Source organism: Pseudomonas sp. 21615526, from assembly GCF_013386245.1.
In the GTDB taxonomy this organism is placed as follows: Bacteria; Pseudomonadota; Gammaproteobacteria; order Pseudomonadales; family Pseudomonadaceae; genus Aquipseudomonas.
Genome location: NZ_JACAOM010000150.1, coordinates 15,146 through 32,437 on the forward strand (window position 1 = coordinate 15,146; position 17,292 = coordinate 32,437).

Sequence of the window (17,292 nt, forward strand, 5' to 3'; positions counted from 1 at the left end):
GTCAATGCATCAGCAGTTGCAGGCTGAACGGGTAGCGATAGGTGGCTGGCTTGCCCTGGGCTGACAGTGCTCGAAAGTCGACGCCGTAGTCCTCGCGCCCCTGCATCTCTAAAAGGCGCGAGGCTTGTGGCGGATCAATCAATCGAAAGAGCCCAAGCTTGCGCTCACGCCCACCGTACTGCGCCATGCCCAGGCCGCGGGCATCGTCATGCAGCACCACCATCGCCCAGCCGCCAAGGGTGAAATGCCCGGCCACCAGCACACTCAGGCGCCCCTCAAGGCGCGCCTGCAACGCTTCGGGCGAACTGTTGACCGCGCTGAACAACACGTCCGTGCCCGGCGTGCGCCCGCTGCCTTTGAGTGCATCCATTGCCCCCAGCGCCATTTCATCGTTGGCCGCCCACACCAGCGCGGTCTGCGGGTAGCGTTTGAATAACTGCGTGGCCTGGTCGAAAGCGCGCTGGCGACTCCACTCGCCATACACCAACTGGCGCAGGCGCACCTGCGGATGATCCGCCAGGGCGCGCTGCAAGCCTCGCTCGCGCAGTTGCGCGGCGGGAGTGGTCTTGGCCCCGGAGAACGCGATCAGGTCGAGGGTCTGGCCGGGGGCGACAGGCCCATGCAGGCGCAACAACTGGGTGAGCATCAAGTAGCCCGCCTGTTCGTCGTCGGCGACCATGCTGCCGATCCAGTCAGGGTATTTGCCGGCGTCCAGCAGTTGAGTCTGGTCCGCGGTCAGCGCGTTGTTGACGATCAGCAGCTTGACCCCGCTGCCCTGGGCCAGGCGCAAGATCTGTGGGGCGATGTACTGCTCGTTGACCAGCACCAGGTAGTCCGGGCGCTCGGCGCCTTGCAGGGCTTCACGGGCCTGCACCAGCGTGGTCTCGGGGTTGCGCTCGGAATAGCGCACACGCAAATCCAGGCCGAGGTCCCTGGCGGCGGCCTGCATGAATTGCGCGTAGCTGACCCAGAAGGTCTCGGTCGAATTGCCAGGGTTGAGAAACACCACCGACGTCGCCTGGGCGATGGCCCAGAACGGCATGCTCAGCACCAGCAAGCACTTGCAGAGAACCTTCAACATCGTTGCCTGAGCCCTTCGGAATGACGGCCCATGATAATGGCATCAGGCCGGTCAATCTCGGCTAATTGCCGATTGTCGACAACAAGGCTCGATAACGCCCTTTTATTGATGGCTGACCCAGAACACGGCAGTGGAAACCACCAGGATAATCAAGAACAGAATGGCCCACGCATCGACACTGCTGTCACTTTTGCGCGCTTTGGTCGGATTGCTCATAGCATCGCCTCTTGTCGGTTTTATAGGTGATTGCACAAAGACACGAGCACAGTAAAGTTCATGATTGCCCGCATGACAAATGTGGGTATCGCGATAACCGTTCTCATTAGGCCATTTGGTTATTTGCATATACTCAAACATCACTTTTGCGCATAAACGCAAACTGGTATCGTGCGCCGGCTCCGTTGGGAGTGCGCGGCCGTGCGCGCAGATTTGCCGAGAACAGGACCTATATGTACGTATACGACGAATACGATCAGCGCATCATCGAGGACCGCGTCAAGCAGTTCCGTGATCAGACCCGACGCTATCTGGCAGGTGAACTGAGCGAAGAAGAGTTCCGCCCTCTGCGCCTGCAAAATGGCCTTTATGTTCAGCGCTTTGCGCCGATGCTGCGGGTTGCCGTGCCTTATGGCCAACTGACTTCCCGTCAGACGCGCATGATGGCCAAGATTGCCCGCGACTTCGACAAGGGCTACGCCCACATCAGTACTCGCCAGAACGTTCAGTTCAACTGGCCGGCCCTGGAAGACGTGCCGGACATCCTGGCTGAATTGGCCACCGTGCAGATGCACGCCATTCAGACCAGCGGTAACTGCCTGCGCAACGTGACCACCGACCAGTTCGCCGGCGTTGCCGCTGACGAGCTGATCGACCCCCGCCCATGGTGTGAAATCGTCCGTCAATGGACCACCTTCCACCCGGAATTCGCCTACCTGCCGCGCAAGTTCAAGATCGCCATCAATGGCTCGACCTCGGACCGCGCCGCCATCGAAGTGCACGATATCGGCCTGGAGCCGGTGCACAACGCGGCGGGCGAGTTGGGCTTCCGTGTGCTCGTCGGCGGCGGCCTCGGTCGTACGCCGGTAGTGGGTGCCTTCATCAACGAATTCCTGCCGTGGCAGGACCTGTTGAGCTACCTCGACGCGATCCTGCGGGTCTACAACCGCTACGGCCGTCGTGACAACAAGTACAAGGCCCGGATCAAGATCCTGGTAAAAGCGCTGACCCCCGAGGTGTTCGCCCAGAAAGTCGACGCCGAGATGGAACACCTGCGCGGCGGCCAGACCACCCTGACCGACGCCGAAGTGCACCGCGTTGCCAAACACTTCGTCGACCCGGACTACAAGGCCCTGAGCAATCAGGACGCCGCGTTGGCCGAGCTCGATGCGCAGCACCCGGGTTTCGCCCGCTGGCGCACCCGCAACACCCTGGCCCACAAAAAGCCGGGCTATGTGGCCGTGACCCTGTCGCTGAAACCTACCGGTGTTGCACCGGGTGACATCACCGACAAGCAACTGGACGGCGTCGCCGACCTGGCCGAGCGCTACAGCTTCGGCCAACTGCGCACCTCCCACGAGCAGAACATCATCCTCGCCGATGTTGAACAGTCTCAACTGTTCACCCTGTGGGGCGAGCTGCGCGAGCAGGGTTTTGCCACGCCGAACATCGGCCTGCTGACCGACATCATCTGCTGCCCGGGCGGCGACTTCTGCTCCCTGGCCAACGCCAAGTCGATCCCGATTGCCGAATCGATCCAGCGCCGTTTCGACGACCTGGACTACCTGTTCGACATCGGCGAGCTGGACCTGAACATCTCCGGTTGCATGAACGCCTGTGGTCACCACCACGTCGGCCACATCGGCATCCTGGGCGTGGACAAGAAAGGCGAAGAATTCTACCAAGTGTCCCTGGGTGGCAGCGCCAGCCGCGATGCGAGCCTGGGCAAGATCCTCGGTCCGTCCTTCGCCCAGGAAGCCATGCCTGACGTGATCGGCAAGCTGATCGACGTGTACGTTGAACAGCGCACCGAAGATGAGCGTTTCATCGACACTTACCAGCGCATCGGCATTGACCTGTTCAAGGAGCGCGTCTATGCAGCGAATCATTAAGAACAACGAAGTCCTCGACGAAACCTGGCACCTGCTGCCCAAGGATGCGAGCTTCGATGGCATCTCCAATTGCGACGACCTGATCGTGCCGCTGGCCCTGTGGCGCGAGCACGCTCACGCCCTCAAGGCCCGCGACGGCGGCCTGGGTGTGTGGCTGGACGCCGATGAAGAAGCCGAAGAGATCGGTGATGACGTGGAGCACTTCCAGGTCATCGCCCTGAACTTCCCGGCCTTCACCGACGGTCGCAACTACTCCAACGCCCGCCTGCTGCGTGACCGTTATGGTTACAAGGGCGAGCTGCGGGCGATTGGCGATGTGCTGCGCGACCAGTTGTTCTACCTGCGCCGCTGCGGGTTCGATGCCTTCGCCTTGCGCGCGGATAAAGACCCGTATGAAGCGCTGGAAAGCCTCAAGGATTTCTCGGTGACGTACCAGGCCGCGACGGATGAACCGTTGCCGTTGTTCCGCCGCCGGTAACCGCTGGGAGTCGTTTAAAAATGCCCCTCATTGAGGGGTATTTTTTTGCCCGGCTTTTCTATCGATTCTCAAGCGTCAGAGTGACCAGCGCATCGTCGTTGAGGTCGGCGGCAAACTTGCCCATCAGTCGCACCAGGTCGTCGATGTCCTGCTGTTCCCAGGTGGCGAAAATGGCCATCCCCATTCGCGTACGTGCCTCATCCACCCGATCCGTCATTGCCTTGCCCTGCGGGGTGATCACCGACTCGCGAACCCGGCGGTCCTTGGCACTTTCCTGGCGGTCGACCAAACCGAGGCTTTCCAGCTTCGCCACCTGGCGGCTGACCGTGGTGTAGTCGCGTCCCACGCGGTCGGCCAGCTCCACAACGCCGATCGGCCCCAGCCGCTCCACCAGCACCAGCAGCGGAAACAGTGCCCGATCAAGGGCGATACCCGCCTCCCGGACCATCACTTCGTCGCGCTGCGGCCGGTTCATGGCACCGACAATTTCAATCAGCGCCCCGTGAAGCTCGCGAATCTGAAGACCTATAGGTGTATTTTGCACGCTTTCTGTTGACACGGAATCTTCCTTGCTCAAATATATGTGCATATTACATATAAAGGCAGTCCAGATGAAAGAGCAATGCGCAGTCGACGTTCTGATTTGTGGTGCCGGTGCGGCCGGTTTGACCCTGGCGATCGACCTGGCGCGACGAGGCATTTCCTTCCGGCTGATCGAAAAATCCCCCGCGCCGTTCCACGGCTCGCGGGGCAAGGGTATTCAACCCCGCACCCTGGAAATATTCGAAGACCTCGGCATTCTCGACCGGATCACCGCTGCGGGCGACGTCTACCCGCCCGAGCGGCGATACAACGAAGATGGCAGCCACATCGACGCCGAGGTTATCGAGCTCTCGGCGCCAACGTCAGCCGAACCTTATCAGCAGCCTATGATGCTGCCGCAGTTCCTCACCGAACAGGTGATGCGCGAGCGCCTTCTGGAATTGGGGCACCGCCCGGCGTCTGGCTGCGAGTTAGTCAGCTTCGAGCAGGACAGCCACGGCGTGACCGCATATTTGGTCGGCAACGAAGGCGAACAGACACTGCGTGTACGTTGGCTCATTGGCGCAGACGGCGGCCGCAGTGTGGTACGCCGCACGCTGGACATCGGATTTCCTGGGCAGACCCTCGGGGTCCGTGCCATCGTAGCCGATGTGCTTATGACCGGCCTGTCGCGTGACTACTGGCACCGGTTCAGCACTGAGTGCATGACAATGCAGGTCGCAATCTGCCCATTGGCGGGGACCGAGCTGTTTCAGATACAGGCGCCGATTCCGCTGGACACAGAAGTTGACCTCAGCGCTGAGGGGCTCATGAACCTGGTGGCAGAGCGCACGGGTCGGCAGGACATTCATATCGACTCTGTCTCCTGGGCGTCGGCCTACACGATGAATGCGCGGCTGGCCGATCACTATCGCGTAGGACAGGTATTTCTTATCGGCGATGCCGCGCACATCCACCCACCCACCGGCGGCCAGGGCCTCAATACCAGCGTGCAAGATGCCTACAATCTGGGCTGGAAGCTGGCGGCGGTGACGGCCGATGCGCCCGAAGCGTTGCTCGACACCTATGAGGAAGAGCGACGGCCTGTGGCAGCCTCGATGCTCGGCCTGTCGACCAGGCTGCTGGACGGAATGAAAAAGGGCAACATGCGCCGCGGCCGCGAGGTGCACCAACTCGATATCGGGTATCCCCACTCCTCGCTCGCAGTGCAACCGGCAGAACGAGAAGGCCGCTTGCTCGCCGGTGACCGGGCGCCCGATGCAACCGTGCGGGACGCCAGCGGCCATTCGTCCCGGCTATTCAAGCTGTTCCAGGGCGTGCATTGGACATTGCTGGGCTATGAGGTGGAACGCGGGTCACTGAAGCCTGCCGCCGGGCTGCATATCCATCGCTTCGGGCCGGGCGGCGACCTGGTGGATGATCAGCGACAGTTCAATGACGCTTACAACCTCGCCCATGGCGAATGGGTGCTGGTGCGCCCGGATGGCTACGTCGGCGCGATCTTCACAGACGTTGAGAAACTGCACGGCTACCTCGCCCAAGTGGGGCTCAGCGCCGAGGCGTTTTAATGTCGGGCTCAGGCAGTTGGCTGCAACGCCAACTGCACCGCGCCATCAACACTCAAGCCGCTGATCAATACCTGGGGAGCACACGCCTCAGGCAGCGTCTGCAACACCTCCTGCGCCTCATGCCGTACGCGGGCCAGCACCAGGCATTTGCCCTCCCCTCGCACCTGTACGAAAAACGCCTGCAATGCCTCGATGCTGGTGCCGTCCAGGTCGGGGGATTCTTCCAGGCTGAGCACTACCGTGTGCACCGGTAACGTAGCGTGCCGCATCAGGCTCAACACCGCCCCCAACACGCGCTCGGCATTCGCGAAGAACAGCGCTTCACTGGGCCGCACGATCAGCACACCGGGGATCCGTTCGGCGCTCGGGTGATGCAGCAAGTCGACAAAATCATGCCCACCGTCAATGCGCCCCAACTCGCGCACGTCCGCCGACGACATCTGGCGCAACATCAACACCACGCTGATCCCGACCGCCACCAATAACCCATCCAGCACCCCCAGCACCAACACCGCCGCCACCGCGCAAATCACCAGCAACCGGTCGCGCCGCCAGGAGAAATAGCGGCCCAGGGGCTGCAGGCTCAAGCCACGGCCCAAGGCGTAAATGACGATGGCGGCAAGCACCGGCACCGGCGTCAATGCCACCAGCGGCAGCACCGTCAGCACGATCGCCAACACCACCAGCGCCGCCACGGCGCCCGCCAGCCGCGAGTTGGCTCCCGCCGCCTCATTGGCCGATGTCGCCGAATACCCGGCGCCGGTGGGCATGCCCTGGAACAGCCCGGACAGCAGGTTGGCGGCCCCCAGCGCCAGCAGGTCACGGTTGGATGACACGCGATCACCATGCTTGAGGGCGAAGGAGCTGATGGAGCCGTAGGACTCGGCGTAAAGAATCATCACCATGGCAAACGCCAACTCTCCCAGGCGCAGCCAGTCGGCGAACGGCAACACCGGCAAATGCGCCAGTTCCAGACGCAGGTCGATGACGCCGATCAACGCCACGCCATGGGCCTGCAGATCCAGCCACTGGCCGGCGGCAATCCCGAGGATCACCACCAGCAACCCGCCCGGCAGGCGCCGAACTCGCGCGCATAGCCAGAGCAGCAGCAACGCGACGCCCGCGACGGCAGCGGCGGCCCAGTTCCAGCGCGGCAGTTGCTCCAGGAGTTGGGGCAGGAAGCGAATCAGGTTGTTATCAGTCAGGTGCACGCCCACCACGCTGGCCAACTGCTTGAGGATGATCGTCAGCGCCAGGCCAAAGGCAAAGCCACGCAACACCGGCTTGGCGATAAACGAGGTCAGCCCGCCCAGCTTGAGCATCCCGGCCAACAGGAAAAACGCCCCCGTCACCAGTACCAGGCCCATTGCCAGGCTCAGCCTGAGTGCCGGGTCATCCCCCGCCAGCGTTGCCGTGGCCGCCGCCAGCACCGCTGCCGAGGACGATGTGGCAGAGACAATCGCGAAGCGGCTGGTGCCAAACAGGCCGTAGCACAACAATCCGGCAAACAAGGCGATCACGCCCGCCTGGGGCGGCAACGCGGCGATGCTGGAATAGGCCACGGCCTCGGGCAGCAACAGGCCGGCGATGGACAGGCCGGCCAATAAATCCTGGACGCGGCTCTGTCGGGTTTCAGTGGTCAATCGGGCCTACCCATCCTGGCAAGTAACGGGCTTCCTGGCTGCGGGCCAGGGTCATGGCCTTGCCCATCAACTTGGGGCTCAGGTCGCCGATCAGGTCGCTGCCGATGCGGCTGCGGAAAAAGTCGGCCCAGAGAAACTCGCTGAAAGGCGCGGCGTCCTTGGCATACCCGCCGGCGGTACGCAGCAGGCCCGCGAGACTGCGGTAGGGATCATCCTGCAAATCGGTAATCCTCCGGGGAATGGCGTCGTAGGAGCGGCGGATACCCCGCGCATCATAGGGATGCACCCATTGGTTGAAGGTCATGACGTTCCAGAACGTAGTACGCTCGACAAACGACAGGTCCTTGAGCACCAGCAACGACACACTCTTGACCTCTTCCTGCAACAACGCCAGGCCGAAGTGATGATGGTCGGTGATGTAGTAACGCTCGTCCGGCCCAATTACACAGGGAAACCAATGCTGGTCGAGTGCGGCGGCGCGCTCCTTGCGCTTGAGCTTTTTCCAGGCCTCGCGCTTGGTCGCGACCTCGGCGAGGCCCACCGTCAATTGAGTGGGGTGCAGCTTTTCCAGCTTGCCGGTGATCAACTGCGGGCGGGCGCGAGCCATGAACAACCTCCAGGTAAGAATTCGACGTGCCCTGTCAGACACCCGCGACAAGCTTAGCCGTGATTGATCGCCTGGCGTTGATACTTATCAGCACCTTGCGGCGTGCAGGCACAAAAAAAGGCCGACTCGCGTTATGGCAAGTCGGCCCTTTTTCACAGCGTCCCGGGGATCAGGACATCAACGAGTAGATCAGCGCGGTAATCGCCACCAGGCCCACCGCCGTCACGAACACGTTGGACGCCTGGCCACGGTACTTGGCCATCGCCGGCACCTTGCGGATCGCGTACATCGGCATCAGGAACAGGATCGACGCAATGATCGGCCCGCCCAGGGTCTCGATCATGCCGAGGATGCTAGGGTTGAGGGTCGCGACGATCCAGCACACCACCAGCATGAAGGCAGCCGTCATGCGGTCCAGGGTCTTGGCAGCCGGGCGACGGCCGCTTTTGAGCACCAGGCCCTTGAGGCCTTCACTGGCGCCGATGTAATGGCCCAGGAACGACTTGGCAATCGCCACAAACGCGATCAGCGGCGCGGCGAACTCGATGGTCGGGTTGCTGAAGTGGTTCGCCAAATAGGACAGGATCGACAGGTTCTGCGCCTTGGCTTCGGCCAGTTGCGCCGGCGACAGGGTCAGTACGCAACTGAACACGAAGAACAGCACCATCACTACCATCAGGATGTGTGCCCGGGACAGGATCTGCGAGCTGCGTTCCTCGGCGTGTTCGCCGTACTGGCGCTTCTGGTCCACCGCAAAGGCCGAGATGATCGGCGAATGGTTGAACGAGAACACCATCACCGGAATCGCCAGCCACAGGGTATGCAGCAGCGCCGACGGGGCCGGCACGGTGCTGGCGGTGCTGAGGATGCCGCCGTTCCAGTGCGGCACCAGGTACACGGCGAGGAACAGCAAGGCGACGATAAACGGATACACCATCAGGCTCATGGCCTTGACGATCACCTGCTCGCCGCAACGCACCACGGCCAGCAGGCCGAGGATCAGCACGAGTGACAGGATCGCCCGCGGTGGTGGCGCGATGTGCAGTTGATGCTCCATGAAGCTGCCGACGGTGTTGGTCAGCGCCACGCTATAGATCAGCAGGATCGGGAAGATCGCGAAGAAGTACAGCAAGGTGATCGCGGCGCCGGCCTTGAGGCCGAAATGTTCTTCGACCACGTCGGTGATGTCCGAGCCTTCACGGCCCGAGAGCACAAAGCGGGTCAGGCCACGGTGCGCGAAAAACGTCATCGGGAATGCCAGCAGCGCGAGGATCACCAACGGCCAGAAGCCGCCAAGGCCCGCGTTGATCGGCAGGAACAAGGTGCCGGCGCCGATGGCCGTACCGAACAGGCCGAGCATCCAGGTGGTGTCCTGGCGGCTCCAGCTTGTGAGGGTTGCAGGTGTCGTTGCGTAGCGTTCGTCGACGCTATTGGCCTGATCATTCATCCGTTCGGATCTCCGCATTCACTCAGTCGAGACGAGTCAGAAAAACCTGACAGGCAGCGCCACGACCGAAACAGGGGCGCGATTGTCCGGGATTCGCTTGAAGAAGCAAAGACTTAGCTGAGGAATGGTTGTGCGGTGCAGAGGATTGAAGGCGATTTTGGCAGCGTCAATTTTACATTTCATAAGAAATCTATTTTATAAATTCATCACGTCATGTATTTTTAAAGCACGCCCCTCACTGGACTACCTGCCATGCCAATCGTGCGCATCGACCTTCGGAAAAACCCCGACGTCACCTACGCCAAGCGCGTCGGCGTATTGATCTACAACGTCATGCACACGGCCATCGGCGTGCCTGAACACGACAACTTCCAGATCCTCACCGAGCACGATGAACACCACTTCATCTATGACCCGGAGTACCTGGGCATCCAGCGCACCGACAACCTGGTGATCATCCAGATCACTCTGAACGAAGGCCGCAGTACCGAGCAGAAAAAGCTGCTGTACAAAACCATTGCCGAGAGCTTGCACCGTGAACTGGCGGTGCGCCTGGAAGATGTGTTTATCAGCCTGGTGGAGGTCAAGAAGGAAAACTGGTCGTTCGGCAACGGGATCGCGCAGTACGCCAGCTAAACGTTTTATGATGCCACCCATCCCTGCCACCACCTGATCCTGAGAGCCCTCGATGCCACGCGTGTCCCGCAAACAAGCCGAACTCAACCGCGAAATCATCGTCGAGGCCGCCACGCGGCTGTTTCGTGAACGGGGCATCCATGGCATCAGCGTGTCGGACGTGATGGCCGCCGCCGGGCTGACCCATGGCGGTTTCTACGGGCACTTCGAGTCCCGCGAGGCGCTGGCCACGGAAGCCTGCAACCGGGCATTCGAGCAATCGAGCGAGCGCTGGCAGGCCAGGGTCGAGCAAAGCCCTGATCCCGAGGCTGCGCGCCTGGCGTTGATTGATCCGTATCTGTCGGCCGCCAATCGTGACAACCCCGGGGACAGTTGCCCGGTTGCGGCTTTTGCCGGGGAGATATGTCACGAAGCGGTCGACAGTCCGCTGCAGCAGAGCTTTATCCAAGGCTTTGAGGCATCCGTGGGGATCCTGAGCGCTACCCAGGCGACCGGCACACCTGAGGGTGACCGCCAGGCCGCCATTGCCCAGTACGCGATGATGGTAGGCGCAATTACCCTCGCCCGTGCGACCAAGGGAAACAGCCTGTCTGATGAATTCCTCGAAGCAGCCAGAAATCTGCTGATCCCGCAAAAAAACCTCGACTGACGCGTTGACAGGCAAACGTCAGCGCCAGCATGATCGGCCCATGAACATTTTCCAGCTGGCCCTCACCCGTACCACCACCACGACCGCTTCCGGCGGGTCGTGTGGTAGCGGTGACTGGCGCGCAAACTAAGCCACCCGGATTTACCCAAGGCCCCGCCAGCAATGGACGGGGCCTTTTTATTGCTCCGCCATCTGGCAAACACAAGGAGCAGTACCATGCCTGACAACAAGCGCCCCGCCCTGCTGATCATCGACATGCAGACCGGTCTGTACGATGGTCCGGAAAAACCCTACGAACGCCAGCGCGTACTCGACAACATCAACCAGCTGATTCAGCGCGCCCGACACGTTGGCGTGCCGGTTTTCGCTGCACGTCACACCGGCCCTGCGGGTTCGCCCATCGAGGTGGGCAGCCCGTTTTGGCAACTATGGCCAGCACTGGAGGTTGATGAAGCTCGCGACACGGTTTTCAATAAAACCCGGCCCAGCTGTTTTCTCGGCACCGAGCTGTCGCAGCAACTGGCGGCGGCACAGGTGAATGAACTGGTGATCGTCGGGATGAAAACCCAGTACTGCATCGACACGACGTGCCGAGTGGCCGTGGAGCTGGGGTTCTCGGTGCTGCTGCCGGAGGATGCCCATACTTGCATGGACACTCCGGCGTTATCGGCCGCATCGATTATCGAGCACCATAACGCAACCTTGGCCGGGGCATTTGTGCAGCGTGTGAAAGCTGACGATATCTGCTTCTAAAGCCTGGAGCTTTACCTAAGCCGAGGTTCTCAATACGTTGCGCAGTTCGCCATTGATCGCGCTCTGCGCAACAGCCAGTTGCTCCACCAGATCACCGGCTGCGTGCGCCGTTAACGCAATCACTGGGCGGTCCCAGTCGTAATTTCTTATTACATTGATGCGGAACCCACCATGGGTATCGAAGGAGGGGTACCAGCCGACATCCAATATAAGCCCACCGGCGTATTCAACCTGAAGCATGTCCTCTTTCAACAGGTGAACCTGACTCTCCATCGCCCCATCCTGCAAGATGGAGAGATCATCATGGGTGACGTTTCCGTCAATAAAGCCTAGTGAGATCAACTTGTTAACCTCCTGAATTCCTGCTCGGAAATCGGATGACCATGTATGACGCCCGCGCTTGACTCAATTCGAACCCAGTAACTGGGCTTGCCATCACTGGCACCTATGACTTGCGGATACTCCCTGAGTTTCCAGGGTTTTGCATGAGTGCTTGGCACTCCATTTTTATAGGCTTCTCGCTCAAGCTTTTCAATATTTATACCGGGCTTGTATTTGGCCGGGCCGTATCGGGTGCTGCTGACAATATCTTCCCAAGCTAGGTTTTTTGATGGGCTGTGCTTGTAGCCATAAGAGGTCCACTCGACGATTTCGGAGGTGGCAGGAACATGCATCCATGACGTCTCTGCTAAGGAAAGTCGTCGAAGTCTGCTGCAGTAAAAAGGCCTGGGACGAGCGGTCTGGAAAATCAGATTAGGCTGGTGAGAAATGAAATTTTTCTGCGGTAAAGAAACGATCGGGACTACAAATCCCGCATAATCCAAGCCTCTAATCCTTCAGGAAGAACCTTCCGATGCCCGTCACCGTTCTGGTCCTGGTTGAAACCATCAACGACTACCTGCCGATCATCGAAGGCAATGGCTTTCACGTGATTCTTGCGCCCACCCCGGCCGAACGCGCCAAGGCCATCAAGACCCACGGCGGGCAGGTCCAGGCGGTGCTGACCCGTGGCCCGCTGGGCCTGTACGCCGAGGAAATCGCCGCGCTGCCGCTGCTTGAGATCATCTGCGTGATCGGCGCCGGGTATGAACACGTGGACCTGCAAGCCGCCAGCAACCGTGGAATCGTGGTCACCAATGGCGCCGGGGTGAATGCGCCGTCGGTGGCCGACCACGCCATGGCTTTGCTGCTGTGCCTGGTGCGGGACATTCCCCGGGCGGACGCAGCAGTACGGCGCAGCGAATGGCCCAAGATAATGCGCCCTTCCCTGGCCGGCAAACAGCTGGGCATTCTCGGCCTGGGGGCCGTGGGCCTGGAAATCGCCAAGCGGGCTGCCCTGGGTTTTGGCATGGAGGTGAGTTATCACAACCGCCAGCCCCGCGAAGATGTGGACTACACCTACTGCGCCACCGCCGTGGAACTGGCGCGGGCCTCGGACTTCCTGATCCTGGCCACCCCGGGCGGCGCCAGCACGCGACATTTGATCGACCGCCAGGCCCTCGACGCACTGGGGCCCAACGGTTTCCTGGTGAACATCGGCCGTGGCAGCGTGGTGGTCACCGCCGACCTGATTACCGCCCTGGAGCAACGGCGCATCGGCGGCGCGGCACTGGACGTGTTCGACGATGAACCCAACGTGCCCGACGCGCTCAAGCGCCTCAGCAATACCGTGCTCACGCCCCACGTCGCCGGGCTGTCGCCGGAAGCCGCCCATGACACCGTGCAGCGCGTGGCGGACAACCTGCTGGAATACTTTGCCGGCCGCCCTGTGCTGACGCCCGTGGCACTGCCTCCGCGAAAATAATGGCCAATAGCCATAAATCCTTGCAAAACCTGACTACACTGCCTGAGGGGATACTCAGGATGCCGGTACTGGACCGGCGAAGGAACGCAGGATGGTTTGCCAAGGACCCGGCTCGGTCCGCCAACGCGGCGCAATAGGACTGATGGGTGCGATGACCCTGGGGATCGCACTGTTGTTCCTGTTGGTGGTGGTCGACAGCGGCCGGCTGTACCTGGAAAAGCGCAAGCTGCAACGGGTTGCCGACACCGCGGCCCTGGAAGTGGTCATCCGCGGCGGCGCCTGCGTGACGCCGAATACCAACGCCGCGCAATTCGCGATCCAAAGCGCAGCCCGCAATGATTTCCCGCTCAACGCAGACCGTACCCTGGTGACCACCTGCGGCACCCTGGTCACCGGGGCTGACTTCATGCGCGCCTTCAGCCCCAATCCCTCAAGGTCCGATGCGATCCAGGTCATCGCCACCCACCGCGTCGTCACCAGTATCGCCAACCGCCTGTTCATGCTGCTCTCCACCGGCCCTTTCGAGCCGACCATCCGGTTGCAGGCAGTGGCCGTGGCCGCCGTGCCCGCGCCACCGGTGGCCGTACTGACCATCCGCAGCACCTTGCTGACCGTGGACAGCACCAAGTCCGCCGCACTCAATGCATTGATCGGCGGACTGCTGGGGGGCAAATTGCAACTCGACGCGGTGGGCTGGAAGGGCCTGATCAATACCGATATCAACCTGCTCAGTTACCTGGACGCGCTGGCGATTCAATTGAAGGTCAGCGCCGGCAACTACGACGAGTTGCTCAAGACCGACGCCAGCGTCGGCGATCTGATCCAGGCCGCGATAGATGTACTCAAGCTGGGGGGCGATGCGGTCAAGGTGGTGATCAATAACCTGGAAGCGATCAAGCTGATTGCACCCGGCACCAAGATCCTGCACCTGGGCGACCTGCTGACCATCCAGAACGGCACCGACAAGAGCGCCCTGGACGTTAACCTGCAACTGTTCAACCTGATCCAGGGGTTTGTGCAACTGTCGAACAAGTACAACGCGGTCGCGGTGGAGTTGCCGGTGGATGTGCTGGGACTGCTGAATATCACGGTCAAGACCAAGGTCATTGAACCGGCGCAGGTTTCCGCCATAGGTAACCCCAAGCTGATCGCCACCCAACCGATCTACGTCAGGACCGCGCAAGTCAGGACGTTGATCTCGGTGAAACTGCCGGCAATCGGCGCGGTGAACGATTTACTGGGCGGGGTAACGGCGCTGGTGGGCATCTTGTTAGGCAGCTCCTTTGACCCCAAAATCGGCCAGCAAATCGATGTAGCACTGGAAGCCGCCAGCGGCAGCAGCACGGTCACCGGATATCGCTGCAACGGGCCTGCGGACAAAGCCTTGTCGGTGCTCGGTACCACCTCGGCGGTTAGGCTGATGGTGGGCCAGATCGACCCAAAAAACCTGTTTTCCTCCACAGCACCACTGAACGTTGACGAATTCCCATTACTCGACCTTGGGGTGAAGACCTGTAGCAACGGTGTCTGCGATCCCCGGCAACCGTATGGCGTGGGTGGCATCAGCCTGAAGATCGACAGCAGCGTGGCCAAGACCGTCCGGAACCACACTTACCTGTCGCCGCCCGAGTTGAAAAGCCCCCCGGATTACTTCAGTTTCAGTTCCAACAACGTGGTGGGCAGCTTGAGCAACACCCTCAATGGCATCCAGTTGATCAACCATCCACCGACACAGGGCGGACTGATTGGGCTGGTGCTGAACCTGGTGGTCGGCCTGGTCACCGGCGTACTGAATCTGCTCAGCGGCATCATCTCCGGACTGCTCAGCCCGCTCCTCGACCCGCTGGTCAATAACCTGCTCGCCGGCCTGGGCATCGACCTGGCAAAAGTCGAAATCGGTGCCAACCTGTCCTGCAACCCCGGCGGGCGCGCAGTTCTGGTGATCTGAGCACATCAAGCCCGCTGATCATCGGCCAACACGCTAACCTATTAAGCCGCCCCAACCTTGTGGCTTGGCGGCCGCGCGCATTAGATTAGCCAATAGTCCAAGGCCTTAAGAATAAGCAGAAGGGATAAGCATGGCGCTTAATGACCAATCGACCCAGATTCGCCCCGGCGAAGAACTTGATGCCAGCCTCATCGATCCCTACCTCAAGGCCCATATCCCGGGCTTGAGCGGCAGCGTCAAAATCAGCCAGTTCCCCGGGGGTGCCTCCAACCTGACGTACCTGCTGGAATACCCCGGCCAGGAATTCGTGCTGCGCCGCCCGCCCTTTGGCCACAAGGCCAAGTCCGCCCACGACATGGGCCGCGAATACCGGATTCTCAACCAGCTCAAGGACGGTTTCCCGTATTGCCCCAAGGCCTACGTGCACTGCACCGACGAGTCGGTGATCGGCGCCGAGTTCTACGTGATGGAGCGGGTCAAGGGGATCATCCTGCGCTCGGACCTGCCGCCGGAACTGGGCCTGGACGCGGCGAAAACCGAAGCCTTGTGCAAAAGCTTTATCGACAAGTTCGTCGAGCTGCACCAGGTCGACTACAGCGCCTGCGGCCTGGCCGACCTTGGCAAGCCCGAAGGTTACGTGGAGCGGCAGATTCGCGGCTGGAGCGACCGCTACGAAAAAGCCCTGACCCCCGACGCCCCCAGCTGGGAAGCGGTACGTGCCTGGCTCAACGACAAGATGCCGGCCGACCACCCCACCTCGAGCATCGTCCACAACGACTACCGCTTCGATAACGTGATCCTCGACCCGCATAACCCGATGCAGATCATCGGCGTGCTGGACTGGGAACTGACCACCCTCGGCGACCCGCTGATGGACCTGGGCAACACCCTCGCCTACTGGATCGAAGCGGCCGACCCGGCCCCGGTGCAACTGATGCGCCGCCAGCCTAGCAACGCCCCCGGCATGCTTACCCGCCGCCAGTTCGTCGACTACTACGCCGAACGCTCCGGGATCCAGATCGACAATTTCGACTTCTACTACACCTACGGCCTGTTCCGCCTGGCCGGCATCGTGCAGCAGATCTACTACCGCTTCTTCCATGGCCAGACCCAGGACAAACGCTTTGCACAGTTCATTCACATGAACAAGCTGCTTGAGCAGATGAGCCTGAATGTCATCAAACAGTCTTCCCTCTGACCCTCTTCAAGGAAAAACCATGTCCAAGACCCAACTGTTCGACCTCGACGGCAAGATCGCTTTCGTTTCCGGCGCCAGCCGCGGTATCGGTGAGGCCATCGCCAAGTTGCTGGCCCAGCAAGGCGCCCACGTGATCGTGTCGAGCCGCAAGATCGACGGCTGCCAGCACGTGGCCGACGCGATCATCGCCGACGGCGGCAAGGCCACGGCAATTGCCTGCCATATCGGCGAAATGGAACAGATCACCAACGTGTTTGCCGCGATCCGCGAACAGTTCGGCCGCCTGGACATCCTGGTCAACAACGCCGCCACCAACCCGCAGTTCTGCAACGTGCTGGACACCGACCTGGGCGCATTCCAGAAAACCGTCGACGTGAACATTCGCGGCTACTTCTTCATGTCGGTGGAAGCCGGCAAGCTGATGCGCGAGAACGGTGGCGGCAGCATCATCAACGTGGCCTCGATCAACGGGATTTCGCCGGGCGTATTCCAGGGCATCTACTCGGTGACCAAGGCCGCCGTGATCAACATGACCAAAGTCTTCGCCAAGGAATGCGCGCCGTTCGGCATTCGTTGCAACGCACTGCTGCCGGGCCTGACCGACACCAAGTTCGCCTCGGCCCTGGTGAAAAACGATTCGATCCTGAAAATGGCCCTGGCGCAGATCCCCCTCAAGCGCGTGGCCGACCCGAGCGAGATGGCCGGCGCGGTGCTGTACCTGGCCAGCGATGCGTCGAGCTACACCACCGGTGTATCGCTGAATGTGGACGGTGGTTTCCTGTCCTGATTCGGCTGGCGGGTGACTTGCGGTAATCTTGCGGGTGATTGC

At 61.1% G+C, this 17,292-nt stretch carries 17 protein-coding genes; 10 read left to right on the top strand and 7 right to left on the bottom strand.

The annotated features are described in order from the left end of the window. Position 1 precedes the first annotated feature (1 nt). The gene (locus HX786_RS29125; RefSeq protein ID WP_008432999.1) at positions 2-1,081 is read right to left on the bottom strand and encodes an ABC transporter substrate-binding protein; all 1,080 of its coding nucleotides are present in this window, start codon (positions 1,079-1,081) and stop codon (positions 2-4) included. Positions 1,082-1,530: 449 nt separating this feature from the next. Between HX786_RS29125 and HX786_RS29130 the strand changes: the two genes are divergently transcribed. Next, positions 1,531-3,189, top strand: coding sequence for a nitrite/sulfite reductase (locus HX786_RS29130; RefSeq protein ID WP_003210800.1), 1,659 nt, complete (start codon positions 1,531-1,533; stop codon positions 3,187-3,189). Beyond that, positions 3,173-3,667, top strand: coding sequence for a DUF934 domain-containing protein (locus tag HX786_RS29135; RefSeq protein WP_003210798.1), 495 nt, complete (start codon positions 3,173-3,175; stop codon positions 3,665-3,667). Before HX786_RS29130 ends, HX786_RS29135 begins: the two co-directional genes overlap by 17 nt. Positions 3,668-3,725: 58 nt before the next feature. On the opposite strand, the gene HX786_RS29140 is transcribed toward HX786_RS29135, so the two are convergent. Next, positions 3,726-4,226, bottom strand: coding sequence for a MarR family winged helix-turn-helix transcriptional regulator (locus HX786_RS29140; RefSeq protein ID WP_256579747.1), 501 nt, complete (start codon positions 4,224-4,226; stop codon positions 3,726-3,728). Positions 4,227-4,278: 52 nt separating this feature from the next. Here HX786_RS29140 and HX786_RS29145 point away from each other — a divergent pair, with 52 nt between their 5' ends. Next, positions 4,279-5,778 (top strand): FAD-dependent oxidoreductase, encoded by a 1,500-nt coding sequence (locus tag HX786_RS29145; RefSeq protein ID WP_178912952.1) that lies wholly within the window; start codon positions 4,279-4,281, stop codon positions 5,776-5,778. 8 nt (positions 5,779-5,786) lie between these two features. Here the strand turns inward: HX786_RS29145 and HX786_RS29150 are convergent, their stop codons facing one another. The 3 genes from HX786_RS29150 to HX786_RS29160 form a co-directional block, all read right to left on the bottom strand. Continuing rightward, positions 5,787-7,421 carry a SulP family inorganic anion transporter gene (locus tag HX786_RS29150; RefSeq protein WP_178912953.1) on the bottom strand — a complete coding sequence of 545 codons (1,635 nt, stop codon included), beginning with the start codon at positions 7,419-7,421 and terminating at the stop codon, positions 5,787-5,789. Next, positions 7,411-8,028, bottom strand: a complete 618-nt coding sequence (locus tag HX786_RS29155; RefSeq protein WP_008433013.1) for a ParB-like protein — start codon at positions 8,026-8,028, stop codon at positions 7,411-7,413. Before HX786_RS29155 ends, HX786_RS29150 begins: the two co-directional genes overlap by 11 nt. Before the next feature lie 169 nt (positions 8,029-8,197). Then, a complete protein-coding gene (locus HX786_RS29160) occupies positions 8,198-9,475 on the bottom strand; it encodes a serine/threonine transporter (RefSeq protein WP_008433015.1) in 1,278 nt (425 codons plus the stop codon). Positions 9,476-9,727: 252 nt separating this feature from the next. On the opposite strand from HX786_RS29160, the gene HX786_RS29165 reads away from it, so the two are divergent. The 3 genes from HX786_RS29165 (at position 9,728) to HX786_RS29175 (ending at position 11,513) form a co-directional block, all read left to right on the top strand. After that, entirely contained in the window at positions 9,728-10,111 is a 384-nt protein-coding gene (locus HX786_RS29165) for a tautomerase family protein (RefSeq protein WP_178912954.1), read from the top strand. A gap of 52 nt (positions 10,112-10,163) precedes the next feature. Then, complete coding sequence (locus tag HX786_RS29170; RefSeq protein WP_008433018.1) at positions 10,164-10,760, top strand: TetR/AcrR family transcriptional regulator; 597 nt, start codon at positions 10,164-10,166, stop codon at positions 10,758-10,760. 216 nt (positions 10,761-10,976) lie between these two features. Next, on the top strand, positions 10,977-11,513 hold the full coding sequence (locus tag HX786_RS29175) for a cysteine hydrolase family protein (protein ID WP_003210786.1): 537 nt from the start codon (positions 10,977-10,979) through the stop codon (positions 11,511-11,513). Positions 11,514-11,528: 15 nt separating this feature from the next. On the opposite strand, the gene HX786_RS29180 is transcribed toward HX786_RS29175, so the two are convergent. Continuing rightward, complete coding sequence (locus HX786_RS29180; protein WP_003210784.1) at positions 11,529-11,855, bottom strand: hypothetical protein; 327 nt, start codon at positions 11,853-11,855, stop codon at positions 11,529-11,531. Beyond that, positions 11,852-12,337 (bottom strand): hypothetical protein, encoded by a 486-nt coding sequence (locus HX786_RS29185; protein WP_177029357.1) that lies wholly within the window; start codon positions 12,335-12,337, stop codon positions 11,852-11,854. The genes HX786_RS29180 and HX786_RS29185 overlap by 4 nt, the downstream gene beginning before the upstream one ends. Positions 12,338-12,366: 29 nt before the next feature. Between HX786_RS29185 and HX786_RS29190 the strand changes: the two genes are divergently transcribed. The 4 genes from HX786_RS29190 to HX786_RS29205 all read left to right on the top strand — a co-directional run bounded on the left by HX786_RS29190 (position 12,367) and on the right by HX786_RS29205 (position 17,250). Further along, positions 12,367-13,317: a 2-hydroxyacid dehydrogenase gene (locus HX786_RS29190; protein ID WP_087692887.1), complete on the top strand. Its 951-nt coding sequence runs from the start codon at positions 12,367-12,369 to the stop codon at positions 13,315-13,317. 91 nt (positions 13,318-13,408) lie between these two features. Further along, the gene (locus tag HX786_RS29195; RefSeq protein ID WP_178912955.1) at positions 13,409-15,265 is read left to right on the top strand and encodes a pilus assembly protein TadG-related protein; all 1,857 of its coding nucleotides are present in this window, start codon (positions 13,409-13,411) and stop codon (positions 15,263-15,265) included. A gap of 130 nt (positions 15,266-15,395) precedes the next feature. After that, positions 15,396-16,463 carry a phosphotransferase family protein gene (locus HX786_RS29200; RefSeq protein WP_177008208.1) on the top strand — a complete coding sequence of 356 codons (1,068 nt, stop codon included), beginning with the start codon at positions 15,396-15,398 and terminating at the stop codon, positions 16,461-16,463. Between the two features lie 19 nt (positions 16,464-16,482). Next, positions 16,483-17,250, top strand: a complete 768-nt coding sequence (locus tag HX786_RS29205) for an SDR family oxidoreductase (RefSeq protein ID WP_003210776.1) — start codon at positions 16,483-16,485, stop codon at positions 17,248-17,250. The last annotated feature ends 42 nt before the right edge of the window (positions 17,251-17,292 follow it).

Coding starts and splice junctions, on each gene's coding strand:
- HX786_RS29125 (WP_008432999.1), bottom strand. CDS start 1,081: ATGTTGAAGGTTCTCTGCAAGTGCTTGCTGGTGCTGAGCATGCCGTTC.
- HX786_RS29130 (WP_003210800.1), top strand. CDS start 1,531: ATGTACGTATACGACGAATACGATCAGCGCATCATCGAGGACCGCGTC.
- HX786_RS29135 (WP_003210798.1), top strand. CDS start 3,173: ATGCAGCGAATCATTAAGAACAACGAAGTCCTCGACGAAACCTGGCAC.
- HX786_RS29145 (WP_178912952.1), top strand. CDS start 4,279: ATGAAAGAGCAATGCGCAGTCGACGTTCTGATTTGTGGTGCCGGTGCG.
- HX786_RS29155 (WP_008433013.1), bottom strand. CDS start 8,028: ATGGCTCGCGCCCGCCCGCAGTTGATCACCGGCAAGCTGGAAAAGCTG.
- HX786_RS29160 (WP_008433015.1), bottom strand. CDS start 9,475: ATGAATGATCAGGCCAATAGCGTCGACGAACGCTACGCAACGACACCT.
- HX786_RS29165 (WP_178912954.1), top strand. CDS start 9,728: ATGCCAATCGTGCGCATCGACCTTCGGAAAAACCCCGACGTCACCTAC.
- HX786_RS29170 (WP_008433018.1), top strand. CDS start 10,164: ATGCCACGCGTGTCCCGCAAACAAGCCGAACTCAACCGCGAAATCATC.
- HX786_RS29175 (WP_003210786.1), top strand. CDS start 10,977: ATGCCTGACAACAAGCGCCCCGCCCTGCTGATCATCGACATGCAGACC.
- HX786_RS29190 (WP_087692887.1), top strand. CDS start 12,367: ATGCCCGTCACCGTTCTGGTCCTGGTTGAAACCATCAACGACTACCTG.
- HX786_RS29195 (WP_178912955.1), top strand. CDS start 13,409: ATGGTTTGCCAAGGACCCGGCTCGGTCCGCCAACGCGGCGCAATAGGA.
- HX786_RS29200 (WP_177008208.1), top strand. CDS start 15,396: ATGGCGCTTAATGACCAATCGACCCAGATTCGCCCCGGCGAAGAACTT.
- HX786_RS29205 (WP_003210776.1), top strand. CDS start 16,483: ATGTCCAAGACCCAACTGTTCGACCTCGACGGCAAGATCGCTTTCGTT.